This window comes from Aeromicrobium sp. (genome assembly GCF_047606445.1).
Lineage (GTDB): Bacteria > Actinomycetota > Actinomycetes > Propionibacteriales > Nocardioidaceae > Aeromicrobium.
Map to the genome: position 1 here is coordinate 23870 of NZ_JASGEK010000006.1, position 21346 is coordinate 45215.

At 70.8% G+C, this 21346-nt stretch carries 21 protein-coding genes; 1 reads left to right on the top strand and 20 read right to left on the bottom strand.

Features of this window, described 5'->3' with window-relative positions:
- Positions 1-24: 24 nt before the first annotated feature.
- The 15 genes from lgt to priA form a co-directional block, all read right to left on the bottom strand.
- Complete coding sequence (gene lgt / locus QM621_RS01615; RefSeq protein WP_414988603.1) at positions 25-1005, bottom strand: prolipoprotein diacylglyceryl transferase; 981 nt, start codon at positions 1003-1005, stop codon at positions 25-27.
- The gene (gene trpA / locus QM621_RS01620) at positions 1002-1799 is read right to left on the bottom strand and encodes a tryptophan synthase subunit alpha (RefSeq protein WP_414988604.1); all 798 of its coding nucleotides are present in this window, start codon (positions 1797-1799) and stop codon (positions 1002-1004) included. Before trpA ends, lgt begins: the two co-directional genes overlap by 4 nt.
- Positions 1796-3013 carry a tryptophan synthase subunit beta gene (trpB, locus tag QM621_RS01625; protein WP_414988605.1) on the bottom strand — a complete coding sequence of 406 codons (1218 nt, stop codon included), beginning with the start codon at positions 3011-3013 and terminating at the stop codon, positions 1796-1798. The genes trpA and trpB overlap by 4 nt, the downstream gene beginning before the upstream one ends.
- Positions 3014-3020: 7 nt before the next feature.
- Positions 3021-3827, bottom strand: coding sequence for an indole-3-glycerol phosphate synthase TrpC (gene trpC, locus QM621_RS01630; RefSeq protein ID WP_414988606.1), 807 nt, complete (start codon positions 3825-3827; stop codon positions 3021-3023).
- A 285-nt stretch (positions 3828-4112) separates the two neighbouring features.
- Positions 4113-4565, bottom strand: a complete 453-nt coding sequence (locus QM621_RS01635) for a DUF2752 domain-containing protein (protein ID WP_414988607.1) — start codon at positions 4563-4565, stop codon at positions 4113-4115.
- A gap of 7 nt (positions 4566-4572) precedes the next feature.
- Positions 4573-4761: an HGxxPAAW family protein gene (locus tag QM621_RS01640; protein ID WP_414988608.1), complete on the bottom strand. Its 189-nt coding sequence runs from the start codon at positions 4759-4761 to the stop codon at positions 4573-4575.
- Between the two features lie 48 nt (positions 4762-4809).
- Positions 4810-5406, bottom strand: coding sequence for a Trp biosynthesis-associated membrane protein (locus tag QM621_RS01645; protein WP_414988609.1), 597 nt, complete (start codon positions 5404-5406; stop codon positions 4810-4812).
- Entirely contained in the window at positions 5403-5765 is a 363-nt protein-coding gene (gene hisI / locus QM621_RS01650; RefSeq protein ID WP_414988610.1) for a phosphoribosyl-AMP cyclohydrolase, read from the bottom strand. Before hisI ends, QM621_RS01645 begins: the two co-directional genes overlap by 4 nt.
- A gap of 95 nt (positions 5766-5860) precedes the next feature.
- Positions 5861-6451 carry a hypothetical protein gene (locus QM621_RS01655; RefSeq protein ID WP_414988611.1) on the bottom strand — a complete coding sequence of 197 codons (591 nt, stop codon included), beginning with the start codon at positions 6449-6451 and terminating at the stop codon, positions 5861-5863.
- A 48-nt stretch (positions 6452-6499) separates the two neighbouring features.
- Entirely contained in the window at positions 6500-8290 is a 1791-nt protein-coding gene (locus QM621_RS01660; protein WP_414988612.1) for an ABC transporter ATP-binding protein, read from the bottom strand.
- On the bottom strand, positions 8283-10091 hold the full coding sequence (locus tag QM621_RS01665) for an ABC transporter ATP-binding protein (protein ID WP_414988613.1): 1809 nt from the start codon (positions 10089-10091) through the stop codon (positions 8283-8285). The genes QM621_RS01660 and QM621_RS01665 overlap by 8 nt, the downstream gene beginning before the upstream one ends.
- On the bottom strand, positions 10088-10849 hold the full coding sequence (gene hisF, locus QM621_RS01670) for an imidazole glycerol phosphate synthase subunit HisF (RefSeq protein WP_414988614.1): 762 nt from the start codon (positions 10847-10849) through the stop codon (positions 10088-10090). The genes QM621_RS01665 and hisF overlap by 4 nt, the downstream gene beginning before the upstream one ends.
- Before the next feature lie 46 nt (positions 10850-10895).
- A complete protein-coding gene (locus QM621_RS01675; protein ID WP_414988615.1) occupies positions 10896-14156 on the bottom strand; it encodes a hypothetical protein in 3261 nt (1086 codons plus the stop codon).
- A 124-nt stretch (positions 14157-14280) separates the two neighbouring features.
- Positions 14281-15150, bottom strand: a complete 870-nt coding sequence (locus tag QM621_RS01680) for a DMT family transporter (RefSeq protein WP_414988616.1) — start codon at positions 15148-15150, stop codon at positions 14281-14283.
- A complete protein-coding gene (gene priA, locus QM621_RS01685; protein ID WP_414988617.1) occupies positions 15147-15890 on the bottom strand; it encodes a bifunctional 1-(5-phosphoribosyl)-5-((5-phosphoribosylamino)methylideneamino)imidazole-4-carboxamide isomerase/phosphoribosylanthranilate isomerase PriA in 744 nt (247 codons plus the stop codon). Before priA ends, QM621_RS01680 begins: the two co-directional genes overlap by 4 nt.
- A gap of 60 nt (positions 15891-15950) precedes the next feature.
- Here priA and QM621_RS01690 point away from each other — a divergent pair, with 60 nt between their 5' ends.
- Positions 15951-16916, top strand: coding sequence for an alpha/beta hydrolase (locus tag QM621_RS01690; protein ID WP_414988618.1), 966 nt, complete (start codon positions 15951-15953; stop codon positions 16914-16916).
- Positions 16917-17169: 253 nt separating this feature from the next.
- On the opposite strand, the gene QM621_RS01695 is transcribed toward QM621_RS01690, so the two are convergent.
- The 5 genes from QM621_RS01695 to hisD are packed head-to-tail and all read right to left on the bottom strand — an operon-like array spanning position 17170 to position 21326.
- Complete coding sequence (locus tag QM621_RS01695) at positions 17170-17685, bottom strand: GNAT family N-acetyltransferase (RefSeq protein ID WP_414988619.1); 516 nt, start codon at positions 17683-17685, stop codon at positions 17170-17172.
- A gap of 17 nt (positions 17686-17702) precedes the next feature.
- A complete protein-coding gene (gene hisH, locus QM621_RS01700; protein ID WP_414988620.1) occupies positions 17703-18338 on the bottom strand; it encodes an imidazole glycerol phosphate synthase subunit HisH in 636 nt (211 codons plus the stop codon).
- A complete protein-coding gene (gene hisB / locus QM621_RS01705) occupies positions 18335-18934 on the bottom strand; it encodes an imidazoleglycerol-phosphate dehydratase HisB (RefSeq protein WP_414988621.1) in 600 nt (199 codons plus the stop codon). Before hisB ends, hisH begins: the two co-directional genes overlap by 4 nt.
- A complete protein-coding gene (locus QM621_RS01710) occupies positions 18931-20016 on the bottom strand; it encodes a histidinol-phosphate transaminase (protein ID WP_414988622.1) in 1086 nt (361 codons plus the stop codon). The genes hisB and QM621_RS01710 overlap by 4 nt, the downstream gene beginning before the upstream one ends.
- Positions 20013-21326, bottom strand: a complete 1314-nt coding sequence (gene hisD, locus QM621_RS01715) for a histidinol dehydrogenase (protein WP_414988623.1) — start codon at positions 21324-21326, stop codon at positions 20013-20015. Before hisD ends, QM621_RS01710 begins: the two co-directional genes overlap by 4 nt.
- Positions 21327-21346 lie beyond the last annotated feature (20 nt).

Consider the following 21346-nt stretch of genomic DNA (forward strand, 5'->3'; position numbering starts at 1 on the left):
GCCTTATCCACAGGCGGCCACGCGTCACTTCACGAGGTCCGCTCGCTCTTCCTCGTCGCCGTCGTCGGATGTCTCCTCGTCCTCCTCGACGTCCTCAGAGCTCTCGGCGGGCTGCTCGGCGTCCGGGGACTCGTCCGTCTCGTCGTCGGGCTGCTCGTCGACCTCGGACTCGTCCGGCTCGTCGACCTCGACCGGCTCGTCGGCGCCCGTGCGGCCCGCCCGCCAGAACAGGTAGGCGGCCGCCGCGAAGACCAGCAGCGAGGTCCAGACGTTGAGCCGCCACGGGCCGATCATGTTGACCGGGTCGATGCGCAGCTGCTCGATCCAGAACCGGCCCGCCGTGTAGAGCATGGCGTAGAGCCAGAAGGCGCGACCGCCGACGAACTTGTAGCGGCGGTCGAGGGCGACGAGCAGTGCGGCGGCGGCCAGGTTCCACAGCATCTCGTAGAGGAAGGTGGGGTGGAAGGTGGCGTACTCGAAGAAACCGCTGGGGCGGTGGAGGACGTCGATCTCCAAGGCCCACGGCAGCTCGGTCGGCTTGCCGAACAACTCCTGGTTGAAGTAGTTGCCGATCCGGCCGACCGCCTGCGCGACCAGCAGGCCGGGGGCGAGGGCGTCGCCGACGGCCATGATCGACACGCCCGCCCTGCGGGCCGCGATCCAGGCGCCGAGCGCTCCGCCGGCGATGGCGCCCCAGATGCCGAGACCGCCGTTCCAGATCTTCAACGCCTCGACGGCGCCGCTGCCGTCCGCGCCGAAGTACAGCTGGTAGTCGGTGACGACGTGGTACAGCCGGGCGCCGACGATGCCGAAGGGGATCGCCCAGATGGCGATGTCGGAGATGACACCCTCGCGGCCGCCGCGCGCCTGGAAGCGGCGTTCGCCGATCCAGATCGCCAGCAGTGCGCCGACGATGATGCCGAGCGCGTAGGCGCGCAGCGGGAAGGGGCCGATCTCCCAGACCCCGGTGCCGGGGCTGGGGATCGACGTCGTCAGGGGGATCATGCTCGCTCCATTCCCGCGCGGAGGTCGCGCGACAGCGCCGCGAGGGCGTCGAGTCCGGTCTGTTCGTCGGGCGCGTCGAGCAGACAGCGCACCAACGCCGAGCCGACGATCACCGCGTCGGCGAAGGCCGCCACCTCACGGGCCTGCTCCTGATTGCTCACGCCGAGGCCGACGCCGACCGGCTGGTCGGTGACCTTCCGCAACCTGGCCACGAGCTCGGGCGCGAGGCTGGAGGTCTGCTCGCGCTGGCCGGTCACGCCCATGACGGCCGTGGCGTAGACGAAGCCGCTGGCGGCCTCGGCGGTGAGCGCGAGCCGCTCGTCGGTCGAGGAGGGGGCGACGAGGTAGATCCGGTCGAGGCCGTGGGCGCGCGAGGCGCGGTCCCACTCGACTCCCTCGTCGGGGATGAGGTCGGGGGTGATGAGGCCCGCTCCCCCGGCGGCGGCCAGGTCGGCGGCGAAGGTGTCGACGCCGCGTCGCTCGACGGGATTCCAATAGGTCATGACGACCGTCGGCACGCCGAGGTCGGCGGTGGCGCGGACGACCTCGAAGACGTCGTCGACGCGCGTTCCGGCGGCCAACGCGGCCTCGGCGGCGGCCTGGATGGTCGGTCCGTCCATGACCGGGTCGCTATAGGGCAGGCCCACCTCGACGAGGTCGACGCCGTTCTCGACCATCGTGGCGATGGCGCGGATCGACGCCTCGACGCTGGGGAATCCGGCGGGCAGGTAGCCGACCAGCGCGGCCCGGTCCTCGGCCCGGGCGCGTGCGAACAGCTCGTCGATCTGGCTCATGCCGGGCTCCCGTCGAGCAAGCCGAAGTACGCGGCGGCGGTGGCCACGTCTTTGTCGCCGCGGCCGGAGAGGTTGACCAAGATGGTGGCGTCGGGGCCGAGCTCCTGGGCCAGCTCGACCGCTCCGGCGAGCGCGTGCGAGGACTCGATGGCCGGGATGATGCCTTCGGTCTTGCAGAGCAGGTCGAAGGCGGCCATCGCCTGCGCGTCGGTGGCCGGACGGTAGTGGGCGCGGCCGCTGTCGGCGAGGTGGGCGTGCTCGGGGCCGACGCCCGGATAGTCGAGTCCGGCGCTGATCGAGTGCGACTCGATGGTCTGGCCGTCGTCGTCTTGCAGCAGGAAGGAGCGGGCGCCGTGCAGCACGCCGACCTGGCCGCCGGTGATGGTGGCGGCGTGCCGGCCCGTCTCGACGCCGTCACCCCCGGCCTCGATGCCGTGGATGGCGACCTGCTCGTCGGGCACGAAGGCGGTGAACAGGCCGATGGCGTTGGAGCCGCCGCCGACGCACGCGACGACGGCGTCCGGCAGCGAACCGGTCAGCTCCAGGCACTGGGCGCGCGCCTCGTCGCCGATGCCGCGGGTCAGCTCGCGCACCATCGACGGGAACGGGTGCGGCCCGGCGGCGGTGCCGAACAGGTAGTGCGTGGTGTCGACCGTGGTGACCCAGTCGCGCAGCGCCTCGTTGATGGCGTCTTTGAGGGTGCGGCTGCCGGTGGTGACCGGGACGACCTCCGCGCCGAGCATCCTCATGCGCGCGACGTTGAGCGCCTGGCGCTCGGTGTCGACCTCGCCCATGTAGACGACGCACTCCAGGTCGAGGTAGGCGCAGGCGGTGGCCGAGGCGACGCCGTGCTGGCCGGCGCCGGTCTCTGCGATGCAGCGCGGCTTGCCGATGCGCTTGGCCAATAGCGCCTGCCCGATGACATTGCGGATCTTGTGGGCGCCGGTGTGGTTGAGGTCCTCGCGTTTGAGCAGGATGCGCGCGCCGACGGCCTCGCTGAACCGGTGCGCCTCGTACAGCGGGCTCGGCACGTTGGCGTACTCGCGCAGCATGCGGTCGAGCTCGCCGGTGAAGGCGGGGTCGGTCTGCGCGGCCTCCCACTCGCGGGTGATCTCGTCGAGCGGTGCGATCAGCGCCTCGGGCATGAAGCGGCCGCCGAAACGTCCGAAGTGGCCGGGTCCGTCGGGCAGGGCTCTGCCCAGGTCGGTGCTCATAGGTGTGTCATCCCCGGTGTTGAAGGGCTGGATGCGCGCCCGCGGCGACGAGGTCGGTCACCGAGGCGCGGGGGTCCGCGTCGCGCACGAGGGTCTCGCCGACGAGGACCACATTGGCCCCGTGACGGCCGTACTCGATGACGTCGTGCGGGCCGCGCACGCCCGACTCGGCGACCGAGACGACATGCGACGGGATGCGCGGCGCCAACCGGGCGAAGGTGCCACGGTCGACGTCGAGGGTCTTGAGGTTGCGGGCGTTGACGCCGATCAGCTCCGCGCCCGCGTCGACGGCGCGCTCGAGCTCGGCCTCGTCGTGCACCTCGACCAGGGCGGTCAGGCCGATCGACCCGGCGCGCTCGATGAGGCTGACGAGGGCGTTCTGCTCCAGCGCGGCCACGATGAGCAGCGCCATGTCGGCGCCGGCCGCACGGGCCTCCCAGAGCTGATAGGAGGTGGTGATGAAGTCCTTGCGCAGGATCGGCACGTCGACCGCGCCGCGCACGGCGCGCAGGTCGTCGAGGGTGCCGCCGAAGCGCCGTCGTTCGGTGAGCACGCTGATGGCCGCCGCGCCGCCGGCCGCGTAATCGCTCGCCAGAGCAGTCGGGTCCTTGATCGTGGCGAGCGCGCCCTTGCTGGGGCTCGACCGCTTCACCTCGGCGATGACCGAGACGCCTTCGGCGCGGAACGCGGGCATCGGGTCGAGGGCCTCGGGCTGGCGGGCCGCCAGCGCCTTGAGGTCGTCGAGGCTGGTCGCCTCCTGACGCTCGGCGAGGTCGTCGGCCACCCCGGCGAGAATCTCGTCGAGAACGGACATGACACCTCCTAGGTGGCTTCAGCGCAGACCGCTGGGACTCAGGCCAGCCTAGACCGGCGCTTTCGACCGGCGTCCATGGGTGCCTGTGGGTGGGGGCTCGTTGAGGCTCAGGACATGGGCAACCCGTATTCCCCGTCCGACTCCGACTCCTCCGACCTGCCGATGCCGCCCGCCGCCGGTATCCCCGGAGCTGTCGCGGTGGCGTTGGACTTCATCAGCGAACGCCAGGTCGCCGAGTCCGCTACTCGAGGTGCTGATCTGCACCGACCCGGCGAACCGGTGGGGTCAGGGCCGCAGCCACACGCCCCACGGGGACCAGCGCAGGACAGAGAAGATCGCGACCGACACGAGGATCAGCACGGTCCACAGGGGTGAGAGCCTGATCCACGGAACGTCCTCGCCGCGCCAGCGTCGTACCGCCCAGACGAACCACGCGGTGCCCATCACCGCGACGAAGGCCACGGCGAAGGCGTTGCTGCTGATCGCGCCGAGCACGTCGCCATGAGTGAGGTTGTTGACCGCGCGCAGACCGCCGCAGCCCGGACACGGTTGGCCGGTGATCAACAGAAAAGGGCAATAGCCCCACGATCCGCTCTCATGCGGATCGCGAAAACGCAGAGCGGTGACCGCCGAGGCACCCGCGACCCCCCAGAGGATCGGGGTGCGCAGCAACTGGCCGCGAGTGCGCGGCGGTCGCGACGCGGCTCCCGGAGGAACGGGCGGCGTCACCACGGACATCGGAAGCTCAGTGGTCCTTCGCACCGAGGCCGACGCGACCCATGACCCAACCGACCGGAGCGGCGATCAGCGCGAGGACGCAACCGATGGTGAAGATCAGCCAGTTCGGCTCGGGGATCAGGCCGACGCCTCCGACGGCGAAGCCCACGAGGGCGAGCAAGACGGCAGTCCACGAGGCGGGCGACGATCCGTGCATGGGGGTGGTGCTCCTGAAGCGTTCTCGGTCGGTCGGACGGTGCCCAGCCTACCGGTCGCCGATCAGGTCGTCGTCGTCGCGGTCGGTCGGGTCGAGGCCCCGGTCCATCGCGGCCCAGACGTCGGCCTCGGTCGGCTCTGGGCGGGCCGACGGGGCGTCGTAGCGGCTGCTCATCGTCGGCCAGGACGGCCCGTACCGCACGATGAGCGCGCCGAGCAGCGCCGCGAGGACGAAGAGGGCCGCCGCCTGCCAGGAGGCGTGATGGGTGGTCTCGGCGACGGAGACGTCCTGGCCGAAGGCCACGCTCTCCTCGACTGCCGCGTCGACGACGCCGGAGGGGTCGGCGCGGGTCGCGACGGCCCCGCCGACCGCCACGACGACGATCAGCGCGCCGACCAGCCGCCGGAACCACCCGCTCGAGGCCAGCACGGCGAGCGCGGCGGCGGCGATCACGACGCCGAGCGCGGGCACGAGCGGCGCGATGTCGGCGCCGGTGGTCTCGATGAGCGCCCCGGCCCCCTTCCCGTCGCCGAGCCGGGTGGTGACCCACGTCCGTCGTCCGAGCGCGAAGATCGCGCCGCCTAGCACCAGCAGCGCCAGGACGGTCGGGGCGTACCAGCGTCGGGCGGACACGGCGGCGCTCACAGGAGCCGGTCGGCGTCGAAGCAGGTGGTCGCGCCGGTGTGGCAGGTCGGCCCGGCGGGCGCGGCCTTCACCAGCAGCGTGTCGCCGTCGCAGTCGAGTCGGACCTCGCGCACCGCGAGCGTGTTCCCGGAGGTCTCCCCTTTGACCCAGTACTCGCCCCGGCTGCGGCTCCAGAAGGTCGCCGCCCCGGTGGTGAGCGTGCGGTGCAGCGCCTCGTCGTCCATCCAGCCGACCATGAGCACGGCGTGGCTGTCGGCGTCCTGCACGACGGCGGCGACGAGGCCGTTGTCGTCACGCTTGAGACGGTCGGCGAGGGCGGGGTCGAGAGAAGTCACGCTGTCATTGTGGCGTGTTAGCATGAGAATGCCTCCCCGGGCTCCGGTGTGAGGAAGAAAGCCCCGGATGTGCTGATGGAATCAGCGCCCGGGGCTGACGTCTTCTCCGGCGAGAGTCGTCATAGGTCTCGGCATATCTCAGTGACAGATGCTCCCAAAGCGTTCCTCGGAACAGGATCGCGACCTGTGAGCGCGGCTCCCACCGCTCCCGCTACCGCGTCGGCCGCCCACAGCAACGGCTCGCTTTGAGGCGATAGGAAGTCCATCCTCAAGGCGGACGACACCCACCGTTTGCTCCTCGCCGCGTCAAGCAGCTTGATGTCTCGACGATCCAGTTGTTCCTGCCGGGTCTCCACGAACACCTCTGCCACCCCCTGGCCGTCCAAGTGGCTCAAGGCCCATTCCAAACACAGCCGACGGGCACGCTCCTGGCGATGAAGGTTCAAAGGGCTTCCGATTGCCACCACATGCTCGACCGGCAGGCCAGCGATCGTCTCCGCGATCACCGCCCGCCGAGATGACGACTCATCGCGCCAGTGCAACCGGGATGCCCTGCCCTTCACCAGACCGAGCATGCGTTCGCGCACCAAGCCGTGATGCTCTCTCGCCACGACCGTGGCCGCGAGGACGTAGAAGCCGGCGCCTAAGGACGGGGAGAAGTCATGCATCGACTCATCGACCCAGGCCGTCAGCGTCGATGACTTGTGCATCTTCCCAGCCTGCCATCGACCGCCGACACCTCTCACGCGCTCTTGACCTTAGGGGCGGACGCCGAGGGTGGCTTGGGCGACCCAGCTGGTGTGGAGGCGGGTGTAGACGCCGCCGGCGTCGACCAGGTCGGCGTGGGAGCCGTCCTCGACGAGGCGGCCGGCGTCGAAGACGAGCACACGGTCGGCGTTCTCCGCCGTGGACAGCCGGTGGGCGATGGTGACGCTGGTGCGGCCGTCGAGCAGACGGTCGAGGGCGCGGGTGGCGCGCAGCTCGGTCCGCGGGTCGACCGCGCTGGTCGCCTCGTCGAGCACCAGCAGGTCGGGATCGGCCAGCGCCGCGCGGACCAGCGAGACCAGCTGCCGCTCCCCTGCCGACAGCGACTCGCCGCGCTGGCCGGCGGCGGTGTCGAGGCCGCGCGGCAGCGTCTCGAACCAGTCGGTCAGCGCGAGGTCGTCGAACGCGGCGACCAGCTCGGCGTCGCTCGCGCCCGGCTTGCCGTAGAGCAGGTTCTCGCGCAGGGTCGCGTCGAAGAGGAAGCCCTCCTGCGGCACCATCACCACGCGGCGGCGCAGGTCGTCGAACCGGACCCGGTCGAGCGGCGTCCACTCCGTTCCGTGGCCCAGCGCGACGACGCCGTCGCTGGGGTCCATCAGCCGGGTGAGCAGCTTGGCGAAGGTCGACTTGCCCGAGCCGGTCTCCCCCACGACCGCGACCCGCTGCCGGGGCACGATCTCGACGTCGAGGTCGTGCAGCACCTTCGGCCCGTCGCCGTAGGCGAACGCGACCCCTGAGAACCGGGCCCCGAGGTCGCCGGTCGGCAGCGGCTCGCCGCCTGTGCCCGGGTCGACGACGTCGGCGGGCGTCTCCAGCAGCTCGATCACCCGACGCCACGACGCGACCGCGTTCTGCGCGTCGGTGATGACCTGGGTGGCCATCTGCGCGGGGCCGACGAACAGCGTGATGAGGAAGATGAAGGCGATGGCGGTGCCCAGCGACAGCGTCCCGGCGACGCCCAGCCACACCCCGACGACCAGCACCGCCGCGTTCGCGACGCCGCCGACGAGGATGGCCGAGGCGAAGGTGAACGCGACGATGGTCTGCGCCCGTACCTGCGTGTCGTAGGCGGCGCCGACGGCCGTGTCGATGCGGTCCTGCGTCTGCTCCTCGATGGCGTACGTCTTGACGACCGACGCCCCCACGACCGGCTCGGCGATGGTCGACAGCAGGTCGCCGACGGCGGCGCGGACCCGGTCGTAGGCCCGGGACATGCGCTCGGCGAAGCCCTTCAAGGCCAGCGCCAGCGGCACGAAGGTCGCCAGCACCACCAGCGTCAACTGCCACGACAGGAAGCCCATCACGACCGTGGCGACGATCATCTGGCCGACGCTGAGCACCAGGATCATGCCGGTGAACTGCACGAACTGGGAGATCTGGTCGATGTCGGAGGTGACCCGCGAGACGAGCGAGCCGCGCCGCTGGGTGTTCTGCGTCAGCATCGACAGGTCGTGGACGTGCCGGAAGGCGGTGACCCGCAGTTGCGCGAGGCCCGTCTCACTGCTGCGGAACAGCCGCAGTTTGGCGTAGTACGAGGCGACGCCGCTGACGATCAGCAGCAGAGCCGCCACGACGACCGCCGTCACGATGGAGGAGGCGTCCACGCCGTCGCCGTCGGCGAGGCCGGAGTCGATGGCCCGCTGCACCACGACCGGCACCAGCGACGAGCCCGCCGTGCCGCACAGGATCAGCACGACCGTCAGTCCCCAGCCCTGGATGATCGCCGGGCTGAGCGACAGGCCGCGCGCGATGACCCGCAGGCTGCCTTCGCGTTCCTCACTCATGGTCCAACTCCTCGCGGGCCTCGTCGTAGGCGTCGACCAGGTCGCGGTAGGCCTGGGAGCGCTCGCGCAACTCCTCGTGCGTGCCCTGGTCGACGACACGTCCGCCGGCCAGGTGGACGACGTGGTCGGCGAGCGCGATGGTGGCCTTGCGGTAGGCGACGACCAGCACGGTCAGGCCGCCGTTGGCACGGGTCCAGTCCTCCAGCGCGTCGAGGATGCGGCGCTCGACGTCGGGGTCGAGGGCGCTGGTGGCGTCGTCGAGGACGAGCAGCCGGGGACGGCGGATCAGCGCGCGGCCCAGGGCGATCCGCTGACGTTGCCCGCCCGACAGCGACGTGCCGCGCTCGCCCAGCCGGGTGTCGAGTCCGTCGGGCAGCGCCGCCACGAACTGCTCAGCCTGCACGACCCGCAACACCTCCCACACCGTCTCGTCGTCGAGGTCGGCGCCGAGGGTGATGTTGTGCCGGACGGTGTCGTCGAAGAGGAAGGTCGTCTGCGGGGCGACCGCGACCGCCTCGGCCAGCGCGGCGTGCGACAGGCGGGGCAGGTCGACGCCGCCGACGCGGACCTGTCCGGCGTCGGGGTCGACCAGACGGGTGACGAGCGAGACGAGCGTGCTCTTGCCGCTGCCGGTCGCGCCGACCACCGCCGTGACGCCGCCCGGAACGACGCTCAGATCGACCCCGCGCAGCACCGGCTCGCCGGGCGTGTGGGCGAACTCGACGCCCTCCAGGTCGACGCTCACCGGACCCTCGCCCGGCGCCCGCACGCTCCCGTAGTCCATGCGGTCCTGCTCGTCGAGCACGCCGCGCACCCGGTCCCAGCCGACGACCGCGCGCGGCAGCTCGCCGAGCACCCAGCCGATCGCCCGCACCGGCATCGCGACGACGGTGAACAGATAGGCCACCTGCACGAGATCGCCCGGCGCGATGGCGCCGGACTCGACGCGCCCGATCCCGATGAGCAGCACCAGCAGCACGCCGACGCTCGGCAGCGACTCCATGACCGGGTCGAACACCGCCCGGATGCGGCCGGCCGCGACGCTGGCGTCGCGCAACTCGTTCGTGGCGGCCTCGAAACGTCGGGTCTCGTCGGCCTCGCGGCCCAGCGACTTGACCACGAGCGCGCCGTCGAAGGACTCGTGCGCGACCGCCGAGACGTCGCCGCGCAGGCTCTGCACCCGCGTCATCAGCGGGCCCTGCCAGCGCTGGTAGACGACGTTGATCGCGAAGAGCGCCGGGAAGACCACCAGGCCGATCATCGCCAGCACCGGGTCGGCCAGGAACATCGACACGATCGCCACGACGAGCATGGCGATGACGCCGATAGCCATCGGCAACGGCTGGAAGACGCTCCAGGTCGCCTCGACGTCGGCGTTCGCGTTCGACAGGAGTTGGCCGGTGGGGTGCGACTGATGCCAGCGCATCGGCAGTTCGAGGTAGCGGCGGGTGACCGCGCGACGGTCGCCGCGCACGAGCCGGTAGAAGACGATGCCGCCGATGAGCCGCCGTCCGACGACGCTCACCATGCGCAGCAGGGCCGCTGACAGGAACAGCAGCACGCCGACGACCGACGCGCCGACCAGCAACTCCCCGTCGGCGAAGGACGGCCGGATGACGTGGTCGGTGGCCCAGCCGAGCACCCAGGCGTCGGCGACCGTGGTGGCCCCGAAGAGCACCGAGAAGAGCACGGCGAGGGCGAACATCGGCTTCTCGCGGGCGATGCCCCGGCCCATCACGACGACCCCCCGCCGGGTGAGGCGGGAGGTGTCGGTCTGGCCGAGGGAGTCCAGGCCCGTCAACGGACGGTGTGGCCGGCAGCGCGCAAGGTGTCTTTCACCGCTCCGATGGTCAGGCTGCCGAAGTGGAACACACTCGCGGCCAGCACGGCGTCGGCGCCGGCCTCCACCGCAGGGGGGAAGTGCTCCAGCTTCCCGGCGCCGCCACTGGCGATCAGTGGCACCTGTGTAACGCCACGGACCGCCCGAATCATTTCCAGGTCGAATCCGGCCTGGGTGCCGTCGGCGTCCATCGAGTTGAGCAGGATCTCGCCCGCGCCGAGCTCGGTGGCCTGTCGCACCCATGCGACGGCGTCGATCCCGGCGCTGCGGCGGCCGCCATGGGTGGTGACCTCGAAGCCGCTGGGCTGATCGGCGGCACGGCGCGCGTCGACGCTCAGCACGAGCACTTGGTTGCCGAAACGTCCGGCGATCTCGGCGATCACCTCGGGCCGAGCGATGGCGGCGGTGTTGATGCCGACCTTGTCGGCTCCGGCGCGCAAGAGCCGGTCAACGTCGTCGGTGGTCCGCACGCCCCCGCCGACGGTGAGCGGGATGAACACCTGCTCGGCGGCCTGGCCGACCATGTCGTAGGTGGTGGCGCGGTCGCCGCTGGAGGCGGTGATGTCGAGGAAGGTCAGCTCGTCGGCTCCCTCGGCGTCGTAGACCCGCGCCATCTCGACCGGGTCGCCCGCGTCGCGCAGGTCGACGAAGTTGACGCCCTTGACGACGCGCCCGCCGTCGACGTCCAGACACGGGATGACACGCACGGCGAGACTCACGTCCCCGAGGGTATCGGCACCGCCTCTCCGTCCTCGACCTCGCCGGTCAGACCCATCGCAGTTCGAAGGAGATCGTGCCGAGGAGCAGCACCGCGGCAATGAGGGCCGAAGCGCTGCGAGCGCGCACGTGCGCCCCGTCGAAGGGACGGAACGGCAGCAACATCGACCCCAGGAGAGCCAACCCCGCCATCGCCGCCCACCTCGCCAGCGGCACCGCCGAGAAGAACGCCAGCGCGACGAACACGGCGGTCACCACAGCCACAGACCCTGCGGCGGCCCACAGAGTCCGCCTGCGGTGAGCGGTCGCGACGTCGTCGTCGTCGACCCCGGGGTACGGCGCCACGGTCACGCCGAGTGGGGCCGCCGCCATGCTGACGAGCATCGCCGGAGGCCAGCCGAACTGCACCGGCAGAGCGTCGCGGAAGGCGAGCCGTCGCACGCCCCAGGGCATCAGGACCAGCCCGCCGACGACGCCGAACAGCAGCGCCCGCTCGAGCCAACTGTCCGCCCAGAACAGCGTCGGGGCCGCGAGGACCCCGGCGGACACGGCCAGCCCGACGAAAGCCGGAAGCCGCCCCCACAACCACGAGGGCAGTCTGTCCTCGACGCCCAGCGTCCTCGCGCCGAACCGGGAGGCGGTGATCTCGACGACCCGGTCGATGCGCAGCGCCCACAGCAGTTGCAGGGCGATCAGGACGGCCATCGTGAGGGTGAACTGGTGGCGCGGCTCCGAGGCCGTCTGCGCGTAGTTCCATCCGGGGTCCAGCGGTTTGGAGATGTCGAGCCCCGACTCGTAGACGGTGTCGTCGACGACGAGGTCGAGGGGCTCGCCACGCTGACTCCGGTCGAGTCGTCCGGCCACCGCCAGCGCGCTCTCGATCCCGGCCACCCGCGACCCGTCGAGTCGGGCGGTCACGACACCGAGGTTGTGCCAGCCTGTCGCGTAGTCCGGGTTGGCGGCGACCGCCGAACGCAGGAGTTCTTGAGCCGTCGCGTGGTCGCCCTCCTGCGCGACCAGCACGGCGAGGTTGTTGGCCGAGACGTACGAGGTCGCGTCCTCGTCGAGGACTCGCTGATACGCCTGGGCCGCCTCCGTCGTGTCTCCCGCAAGATGATGCGCGAAGGCCAGCGTGTCTAAGAAGACGGGGTTCGCCGGGTCCCGGCTGAGCGCCGCCTCCGCGACGCGAGTCGACTCCTCATGGTCACCGGAGCGCGCGAGCGCGAGGGCGAGGTTGTTCTCTTGCGCCCCGCGTAGCAGGACGACCTCCGGATCGTCTCCCTCACGCGTCCGGGTGTAGTCCGCCCGTTGCTCCTCGAACGCGGCGGCCATGTCGACCGCCTCCTGAAGGCGCTCGACAGCCTCACCGTCGTCGCCCTGGACGAGCGCGAGGTAACCCCGCTGCGATTCCAGATAGAACACCGAGGCCTCGTACGACTCGCCCATCTCGAACTCCTCGGCCTCATACGACTCGTCGAGCGCCGACCGCGCCTCCTGGAGCACATCGTCAGCCTCGTCCGTCTCACCCTGTGCGGAGAGGGCTTCCGCGATCTGCAAGGCGATCGTCGTTCCTGGAAGGACCGCGTCGTTGCTGTAGTCGACCCCGGTCTTCACCGAGGAATATGGGCGTTCTCGCACCTCTTGGAAATCCTCCCACCGCCGCGCCGCCTCTTCAAAGTGCTCCTGAGCCGTCTCGTACTCCCCCTGTAAGTAGGCGACCTCGCCCGCTCGTTGATGGGAGCCGAAGTCCTCGGGATACTTCTCACGCCATTCGGCGACCAGCTCCTGGGCCCGATCCAGGTCGCCCGCCCACCGGTGCATGTCCTGAACGCTCTCGTAATACGCCTGCTCACTGTCGACGCCAAGCGAAAGGCACCCAGGTGAGTTGCCCGTCAACCTCGGCGGTGGCGTCAGCGTCTCCCAGACCTCGTCGCTCACGGTGTCCTCGCCGGTCATCACCGCAGCGATCAACGCGCTGTTGTTCAAGCAGACCCCGTCCGTCTCCCACTGGCCTCGATACGCGGGTATGAAGGAGACGTCCTCGACCATCCCGCCACCGTAGAACTCAGTGGTCGCGTCAGTGACCCTCGTCGGCCAGGTCGTCAGCCGCGCGGCGCCGCGGAAACGGAACGGATACTCATCCGGGGTCGCCTCCAACCCGACGGGGAACCCGACAACGGCCTCCCGTAACAACTCGCTGACCGCCGCCGCGTCCCCGGAGTGCTCCCGCAACAGGACCTCGACGGCCACGAACCCCATCGTGTCGCGGACCTTCTCCGGCGTCTGCGCGAGAACGACCTCAGCCCGCGTGATCTCGTCGAGTTCGATCAAGGCCCGCGCGTGTCCGATCAAAAGACCCGGGTCAGCGGACCGCGAGCGCGCCTCCTCGTAGAGCAAGACGCTCTCTTGCCGCCAGGCCCTCACCTGGAAGGGTCGCAGGCCTCGTCGTTCTGACTCCTCAGCACGATCCAGCAGAAGATCGGCCCACCCCGCGTAGCCGATCGCCAAGTCCTCGAAGTCCGTCCGTAGAGCCTCGAAGTCCTCGGCAGCGCCGACTAACAGCTCCCGTGGATCGTCGTCGTGGGCTGCGCCGTCATCCAAGGCACTGCGCGAAATCCTCGACTGCGCGCTAATCCACAACGGCGTCGGGTCGTTCGGGCACAGGGACCGTGCCTTCTCCACCTCGGTCGACAGATGTTCGTCGCTCGGCGTGCCGAGACTCATCACGTGGGCGAGTTGAAGTTGCGCCTCGCACGTCTCCGACACCGTCTGGACGTGGCGCAGAATGCTGTACGCCACCATCGCGCCTGTGTCAAAGCTCATCTGCTGTTCCTCGTCGGGAGGAAACGCCGCGAGCAAGATCAACGCGGCGGTCAAGTCGAGCACCGCCTCCGGATCCTTCTCAGCGGACTCCAGGTCGAGTCGGCTCTCCACTACCGGGTCGATACTGGGATACATATACGGATGGACGGGACGATATGTCTCGTCGTCCAACACCGCGGAGTCTCCCGGCGAGAATGTCTGACCCGCCAGCGACAGGATGTCGTCGCCAAGACCCAGCGGCGTCGCAAGATCCACCAGGAGATCGGCCGCCTCGTCCCCATCGTCAATGCCGTGTGGGAACGCCTCACCGATGGGATCGGCGTCGCTGCGTAACGGCAGTGATCGGACCTCCGGCGGAGCGTCGACACTCGGAACCGTCAACTCTCCGGAACGCGCCGCCGTCTGATCCGCCGTCTCGACGCTGGGCGTGGACCAGGCCACGACGGTGAACATGACACCGGTGACAAGAAGGACGAGTGACAGCACGACGGCCACCCACGGGGCCCACGTGCCGCGACGAGAGGAAGACAGAGCTTGAGAGCCGACCATGCTGAGGATCCTACGGCGAGAAGACCCTTCTTCGCTGTCCCCGAAAACGGGGACACACGACTTACGCCTCCGACAACCGACGGCCACTCGTCGCGAGCACACAGCCGCACAGGATCAGCCCGAAGGCGGCCGCCATCGAGGCGGTGAGCGTCTCGCCGAGGAGTAGGACGCCGGCGACCACGGCGACGGCGGGGTTGACGTAGGTGAAGACCATGGCGCGGGAGGTGCCGACCTCGCGGATCAGCGCGAAGAAGAACAGGAAGGCGAGCGCCGTGCAGAGCAGGCCGAGGCCGATCAGCGAGGCGGTGACCTCGAGGCTAGGAACCTCGTCCGGCCAGGTGAGCGCCGCCGGGATCGCGTAGACCGCCGCCGCGAGGCTGAGGCAGACCGCCGTCATCGGCAAGGCCGGGACGTCGTTCAGCTTGCGCGCCATGATGAGCGGGGCGATGGCGTAGCAGACCGCCACCACCAGCACCTCGACGATCGCGCGCGGGGAATCGCCGCCCAGGCCCGGCAGGGCGAGCACCGTCACCCCGACGAGACCGACGCCGAGGCCCAGCCAGCGGGTCGGGCTGAGCCGTTCGTCGTCACCGATCAGCCGGGAGACGACCACGCCGATGATCGGCACTGCCGCGATCAACAGGCCGGTCATCGAACTCGACAGGTCTTGCTCAGCGCGGGCCAACAGCGCCCACGGCCCCAGGATCTCGAAGGCGCTGAACGCCACCAGCGGTTTCCAGTGGTCACGCAGCCAGACTGGCGGCCCGTGGCGCAACGCCAGCGGCAGCAGCACCAGCGCGCCGAGCGCGGTCCGCGCGAAGACCACCATCGGCACTGAGATCCCGCCGTCGACGGCGACCTTGATCATCAGATAGGGCACGCCCCAGATGACGCTCATGGCCGCGAACAGCAGCCAGCCGCGACGGGTCATGAGGCGCTCGTCGGTCCCTTCGTGAGCGCCAGCGCCTCCTCTAACGTGAACTGGCCGGTGTAGAGCGCGGTGCCCGCGATGGCCCCCTCGACACCCGCCTCGACCAGGGTCATGAGCGCGGCGATGTCGTCGAGCGTGGTGACGCCGCCGGAGGCGACGACCGGACGGTCGGTGCGCGCGCAGACGTCGCGCAGCAGATCGAGGTTCGGACCTTGCAGCATGCCGTCCTTGTTGACGTCGGTGACGACATAGCGCGCGCAACCCTCGGCGTCGAGGCGGGTGAGCGTCTCGTAGAGGTCGCCGCCCTCCTTCGTCCAGCCCCGCGCGGCGAGGGTCGTGCCGCGCACGTCGAGCGCGACGGCGACGCGGTCGCCCCAGGTCGCGATGGCCTGGGCGCACCACTCGGGCTTCTCCATCGCGGCGGTGCCGATGTTGACGCGGCGGCAGCCGGTCGCCATCGCGGCCTCCAGCGAGGCGTCGTCGCGGATGCCGCCGGAGATCTCGACGTCGATGTCGAGACGGCCGACGATCTCGGCCTGCAGGTCGCGGTTGCGTCCGTTGCCGAAGGCGGCGTCGAGGTCGACCAGATGCAGCCACTCGGCGCCGGCGTCCTGCCAGCGCAGCGCCGCCTCGACGGGATCGCCGAAGGTCTTCTCGGACCCGTCGACGCCCTGCACGAGTTGGACGGCCTGGCCGCCCTTGATGTCGACGGCGGGCAGCAGTTGCAGGTAGTCAGTCACGCGGCGATGCTATCGCCAACGCGCCTCGCCGGGACCCCGACGTCGCCTAGGCTCGCGGCCATGTCGACCACGGCTCCCCTGCCCCTGCGGACGCGGATCTTCGCCCGGGCGCTGAAAGTCATCGCACGGCCCGTCGCCACCGGCGACGAGATGATCGCGCTGCGCGACAAGCGGGCGAGGCTCCTGACGAGCCGCGTCGGGTCGGTGGTCACCGGACGGGACGAGCCGGGCGTGTCGGTCCGCGATATCACCGTCGACCTCGGCGGCGTGACGTCGCGACTGCGCGTGCACATCCCGCCGGGCCTCGACGGTCTCGCGCCGGTCGTCGTGAACTACCACGGCGGCGGCTGGTGCATCGGCTCGCCGGAGCAGTCGCGGTGGGCGACCAGCCGGGTCGCGGCGCGGGTCGGAGCGGTCGTGGTCTCCCCCACCTACCGGCTCGCCCCGGAGCATCCCTTCCCCGCGGCGCCCGACGACGCCTGGGCGGTGCTGCGCTGGGTCCACGAGCACGCGGCCGAGTTCGGCGGCGACCCGGAGCGGATCGCGGTCATGGGCGACAGCGCGGGCGGCAATCTGGCCGCCGTCGCCGCGCTCCAGGCCCGGGACGCTGGCGATCTGCCCGTCGCCGCGCAAGTGTTGGTCTATCCGGCGGTCGACGCCTACGAGAAATGGCCGTCGGAGGCCGAGAACGCCGACGCCCCGCTGTTGAACGCGGAACTGATGAGCACCTTCATCCATCTCTACCTGGCCGACGGCTACGGCGACCAGGACTGGCGGCACTCGCCGTTGAAGGCCGCCTCTCACGCCGACCTGCCGCCCGCGCTGATCCTGACCGCCGGTCACGACCCGATCCGCGACCACGGCACCCACTACGCCGAGGCGCTGCGCGCAACCGGCGTCCCGGTCGAACTGCGCGAGCACCCCGACGCCATCCACGGCTTCATGTCCCTGCCCGGCGCGGTCCCCGCCGCGACGGCAGGGTTGACGGAGATCGTGAGTTTCTTGAAGCAGCGCTTCGAGGTGTGACCGGGCCTTCGCTCCCTGAGGTGCGAGGAACGACGAGCCTCGAAGGGAGGGGACGTGAGCACAGGCCTGTCTCCCTTCGAGGCTCCGGGCGCGGGGCGCCCTCCGCACCTCAGGGAGCGAAACCTGCCGCGACCTTCGGGTCACCGCGACCAGCCTTTCCAGACCTACCGCGGGCGCGGGGCACCCGGTCCCTGAGGTGCGAGGAACGAGCCTCGAAGGGCCGCACCTCAGGGATCGACGGAACAGCTACTCCTCAGCGCGCCGCCTGCCAGCGCTCGCGGGTGAGGCGGTGGACGAGGCAGTCGTCGCCGTCGAACACGCGGCGTCCCTCGACCTCGAAGCCGAGCCGCTGGTAGAAGCGGTGGGCGGCGGTGTTGGAGTTCAGCGGGTCGATCACGACCGCCGTCACGGCCGGGTCGGCGAAGATCCGGTCGAGGGTCAGCGTCATCATCTGGCTCCCGTAGCCGCGACCCAGCGCGTCGGGCGGGCCGATCCAGATGTCGATGGCGCGCAGGTCGGGCTCGACGTCGCCCCAGTAGTGCGTCGGCTCACGGTGCGGGTCGCACACCTGGACCACGCCGATGGGCCGCCCGTCGACCTCGGCGATCTCCCAGAAGGACACCGGCGACATCGACGCGATCTCCTCGGGCCAGTCGATGCCGTCGAAGGCAACCTCCAGGCCGGGTCGGTCGCTGGAACAGGCGATGACATGCGGCTCGCGATCCCATTGACGCAGGACAGGCACGTCGTCCGGCGTCGCCGCCCGCATGCGTACCCGTCCGCCGGTCATAGCGTGGCGAGCCAGTTCTCCAGCAGGCGGCGGCCGGCGTCGGCGGACTTCTCGGGGTGGAACTGCGTCGCCCACAGCGGGCCGTGCTCGACGGCCGACACGAAGCGGTCGCCCTCGTAGCCGGTCCAGGTGACCTGCGGCTTCTTGAGCGGAGTGTCGCCGTCGAGCTCCCACGACCGCACCCCGTAGGAGTGGACGAAGTAGAACCGCTCGCCCTCGATCCCGGCGAACATGACACTGCCCTCGGGCGACTCGACGGTGTTCCAGCCCATGTGCGGGACGATGGGCGCCTGGAGTCGCTCGACCGTGCCCGGCCACTCGCCGCAGCCCTGCGTGGTCACGCCGTGCTCGATGCCCTCGGCGAAGAGGATCTGCATACCCACGCAGATGCCGAGCACCGGACGGCCGGCGATCAGCCGACGCTCGATCAACCGCTCGCCGTCGACCTCGGCCAGCCCGCGCATGCACGCCTCATACGCGCCGACGCCGGGCACCAACAGTCCGTCGGCCTCGTAGGCGACAGCAGGGTCGGCGCTCAGCGTGACCTCGGCGCCCGCGCGCTCGACGGCGCGCACCGCCGAGCGGACATTGCCCGATCCGTAGTCGAGGACGACGACGGACGGCGCCGTCACAACGCCCCCTTGGTGGAGGGCACGCCCGTCTCGCGGGGGTCGAGCGCGACGGCGGTCCGCAGCGCCCGGGCGAGCGCCTTGAACTGGCACTCGGCGATGTGGTGCGGGTCGCGGCCGGCGGTCAACGTCATGTGCATCGTCAGACCGGCGTGGTGCGCGATGGACTCGAAGACGTGCGAGGTGAGCGAGCCGGAGTATTGGCCGCCGATGACGACGGTGATCTGCCGCTCGGGCTCGCCGGTGTGCACGAAGTACGGGCGTCCGGACACGTCGACGGTGCAGGTGGCGATGGCCTCGTCGAGCGGGACCGTCGCGGTGCCGTAGCGGGTGATGCCGGACTTGTCGCCCAGCGCCTCGCGGATCGCCTCACCGATGCAGATGGCGGTGTCCTCGACGGTGTGGTGGGCGTCGATGTGCAGGTCGCCCGCGGTCTTGACCGTCAGGTCCATGAGCGAGTGCCGCGCCAGCGCGGTGAGCATATGGTCGTAGAAGCCGACGCCGGTGGCGATGTCGTGCTTGCCGGTCCCGTCGAGGTCGACCTCGACCAGCACGTGCGACTCCGAGGTCTTCCGCTCGATGCGGGCGGTGCGGCTCATGAGGTGACCTCCTGGAGGGCGTGGTGGAAGGCGTCCATCTCGTCGGGTGTGCCGATGGAGACGCGCAGCCATCCTAGGGGCCCGGTCTCACGGATCAGGACGCCCCGGTCGACCAGGCCCTGCCAGATCGCGTGGCGGTCCTCGAAGACGCCGAACAGGATGAAGTTGGCGTCGGAGGCGGCGACGGTGTGGCCCGCGGCGGCCAGCCGTTCGGCGGTGCGGTCGCGCTCGACCCGCAGCGCGTCGACCTGGCCGAGCAACTCGTCGGCGTGGCGCAGCGCGGCCTCGGCGGCGGCCTGCGTCACCGACGACAGGTGGTAAGGCAATCGCACGACCCGCAGCGCGTCGACCACGGCGGGGTCGGCGGCGAGGTAGCCGAGACGGCCTCCGGCCAGCGCGAACGCCTTGCTCATCGTGCGGGTGACGATGAGCCTCGGGAACTCCGACAGCAGCTCCAGCGCCGACGGGGTGCCCGCGCGGCGGAACTCCGCGTAGGCCTCGTCGACGACGACCATGCCGGGCGCCACGTAGAGGATCGCGCGGGTGTGTGCGGGGTCGAGGGCGGTGCCGGTGGGGTTGTTCGGCGAGGTGAGGAATATGACGTCCGGCCGCTCGGCCTCGATCAGCGCGACCGCCGCGTCGGTGTCGATGCCGAAGTCCTCGCGGCGCTGCCCGGCCACCCAGCGGGTGTGGGTGTTGCGGGCGTACTCGGGGTACATCGAGTAGGTCGGCGCGAAGCTGAGCGCGGTGCGTCCGGGGCCGCCGAAGGCCTGCAAGATCTGCTGCATGACCTCGTTCGACCCGTTGGCCGCCCACACGTGCGAGGCGTCGAGGCCGTCGACCTCCCGCGACAGGTAGGCGGCGAGCGCGGTCCGCAGGGCGGTCGCCTCACGGTCGGGATAACGGTTGAGGCCGAACGCGGCGGCGCGCACCGACGCGGCGATGTCGTCGGCGGCCGCCTCACTCGGGCCGTACGGGTTCTCGTTGGTGTTCAGCTGCACCGGCACGTCGAGCTGCGGGGCGCCGTAGGGCTCCTCGTCGCGCAACTCCTCGCGCACCGGCAGCCAGGCGGGGGCCGTCATCGCTCCAACCTGATCGAGACGGCGCGACCGTGCGAGGGCAGGTCCTCGGCCTCGGCGAGCGTGACGACACGCGGGCCGATCTCGCGCAGCGCCGCCTCCGAGTAGGTGATGACCTGCATGTTCTTGCAGAAGGCGCGCACCGACAGGCCCGAGGAGTGGCAGGCGCAACCGGCCGTGGGCAGCACATGGTTCGACCCGGCGGCGTAGTCGCCGAGCGAGACCGGCGTGAACGAGCCGACGAAGACCGCGCCCGCGTTGACGATCCGCGCGGCCACCGACGAGGCGTCGGCGGTGTGGATCTCCAGGTGCTCGGCGGCGTAGGCGTTGGCGACGTCGACGGCCTGGTCGACGTCGCGCACGAGCACGGTGGCCGACTGCGTTCCAGTGAGCGCGGTGGTGATGCGCTCGTTGTGCCGGGCGGCCGGGACCTGGGCGGCGAGGGCGGTGTCGACCTGGGCGGCCAGCTCCTCGCTGTCAGTGATGAGCACCGACGCGGCCAGCGGGTCGTGCTCGGCCTGGCTGACGAGGTCGGCGGCCACGAGCTCGGCGTCGGCAGTGGCGTCGGCGATGATCGCGATCTCGGTGGGCCCGGCCTCGGCGTCGATCGCGACCGTGCCCTGCAGGTACCGCTTCGCAGCGGCCACGAAGATGTTGCCGGGACCGGTGACGAGGTCGACCGGACGGCACTCCCCCGCGCCATAGGCGAGCATGGCGAGGGCCTGCGCGCCGCCGGCGGCGTAGACCTCGTCGACGCCGAGCATGGCGCAGGCGGCCAGGATCGTCGGGTGCGGCCAGCCGTCGTGGTCGACCTGCGGCGGGCTGGCCAGCGCGATGCCGGGCACCCCGGCGACCTGCGCCGGGACCGTGTTCATGACGACGGTGCTGACCAGCGGCGCGAGGCCGCCGGGCACATACAGACCCACCCGCCGCATCGGCACGATGCGGCGCTCGACCACGGCGCCGTCGGCGACGGTCGTGGTGACGCTCTCTTCCAGCTCGGCCTCGCAGGTCTGGCGCAGGCGGGCGATGGACGCCTCCAACGCCTCGGCGACAGCCGGGTCGAGGGCCTCCCGCGCGGCGGCGACGACCTCCGCGGGCACGCGCAGGCCGGCCGGGCGGACGCCGTCGAACTTCTCGCCGTACTCCAACACCGCCTCGGCTCCACGCTCGCGGACGTCCTCGCAGATCGGCCGCACCGCGGCCAGGGCGTGCTCGACGTCGACCTCGGCGCGCGGGACCGCCCCGCGGTAGGCGTCCTCGCTCAGGCCGTCCTCGGCCACCATGTCCCGTACGTCGACTCGTCGCATCACGCGGGCCAGTCTAGAGCCGC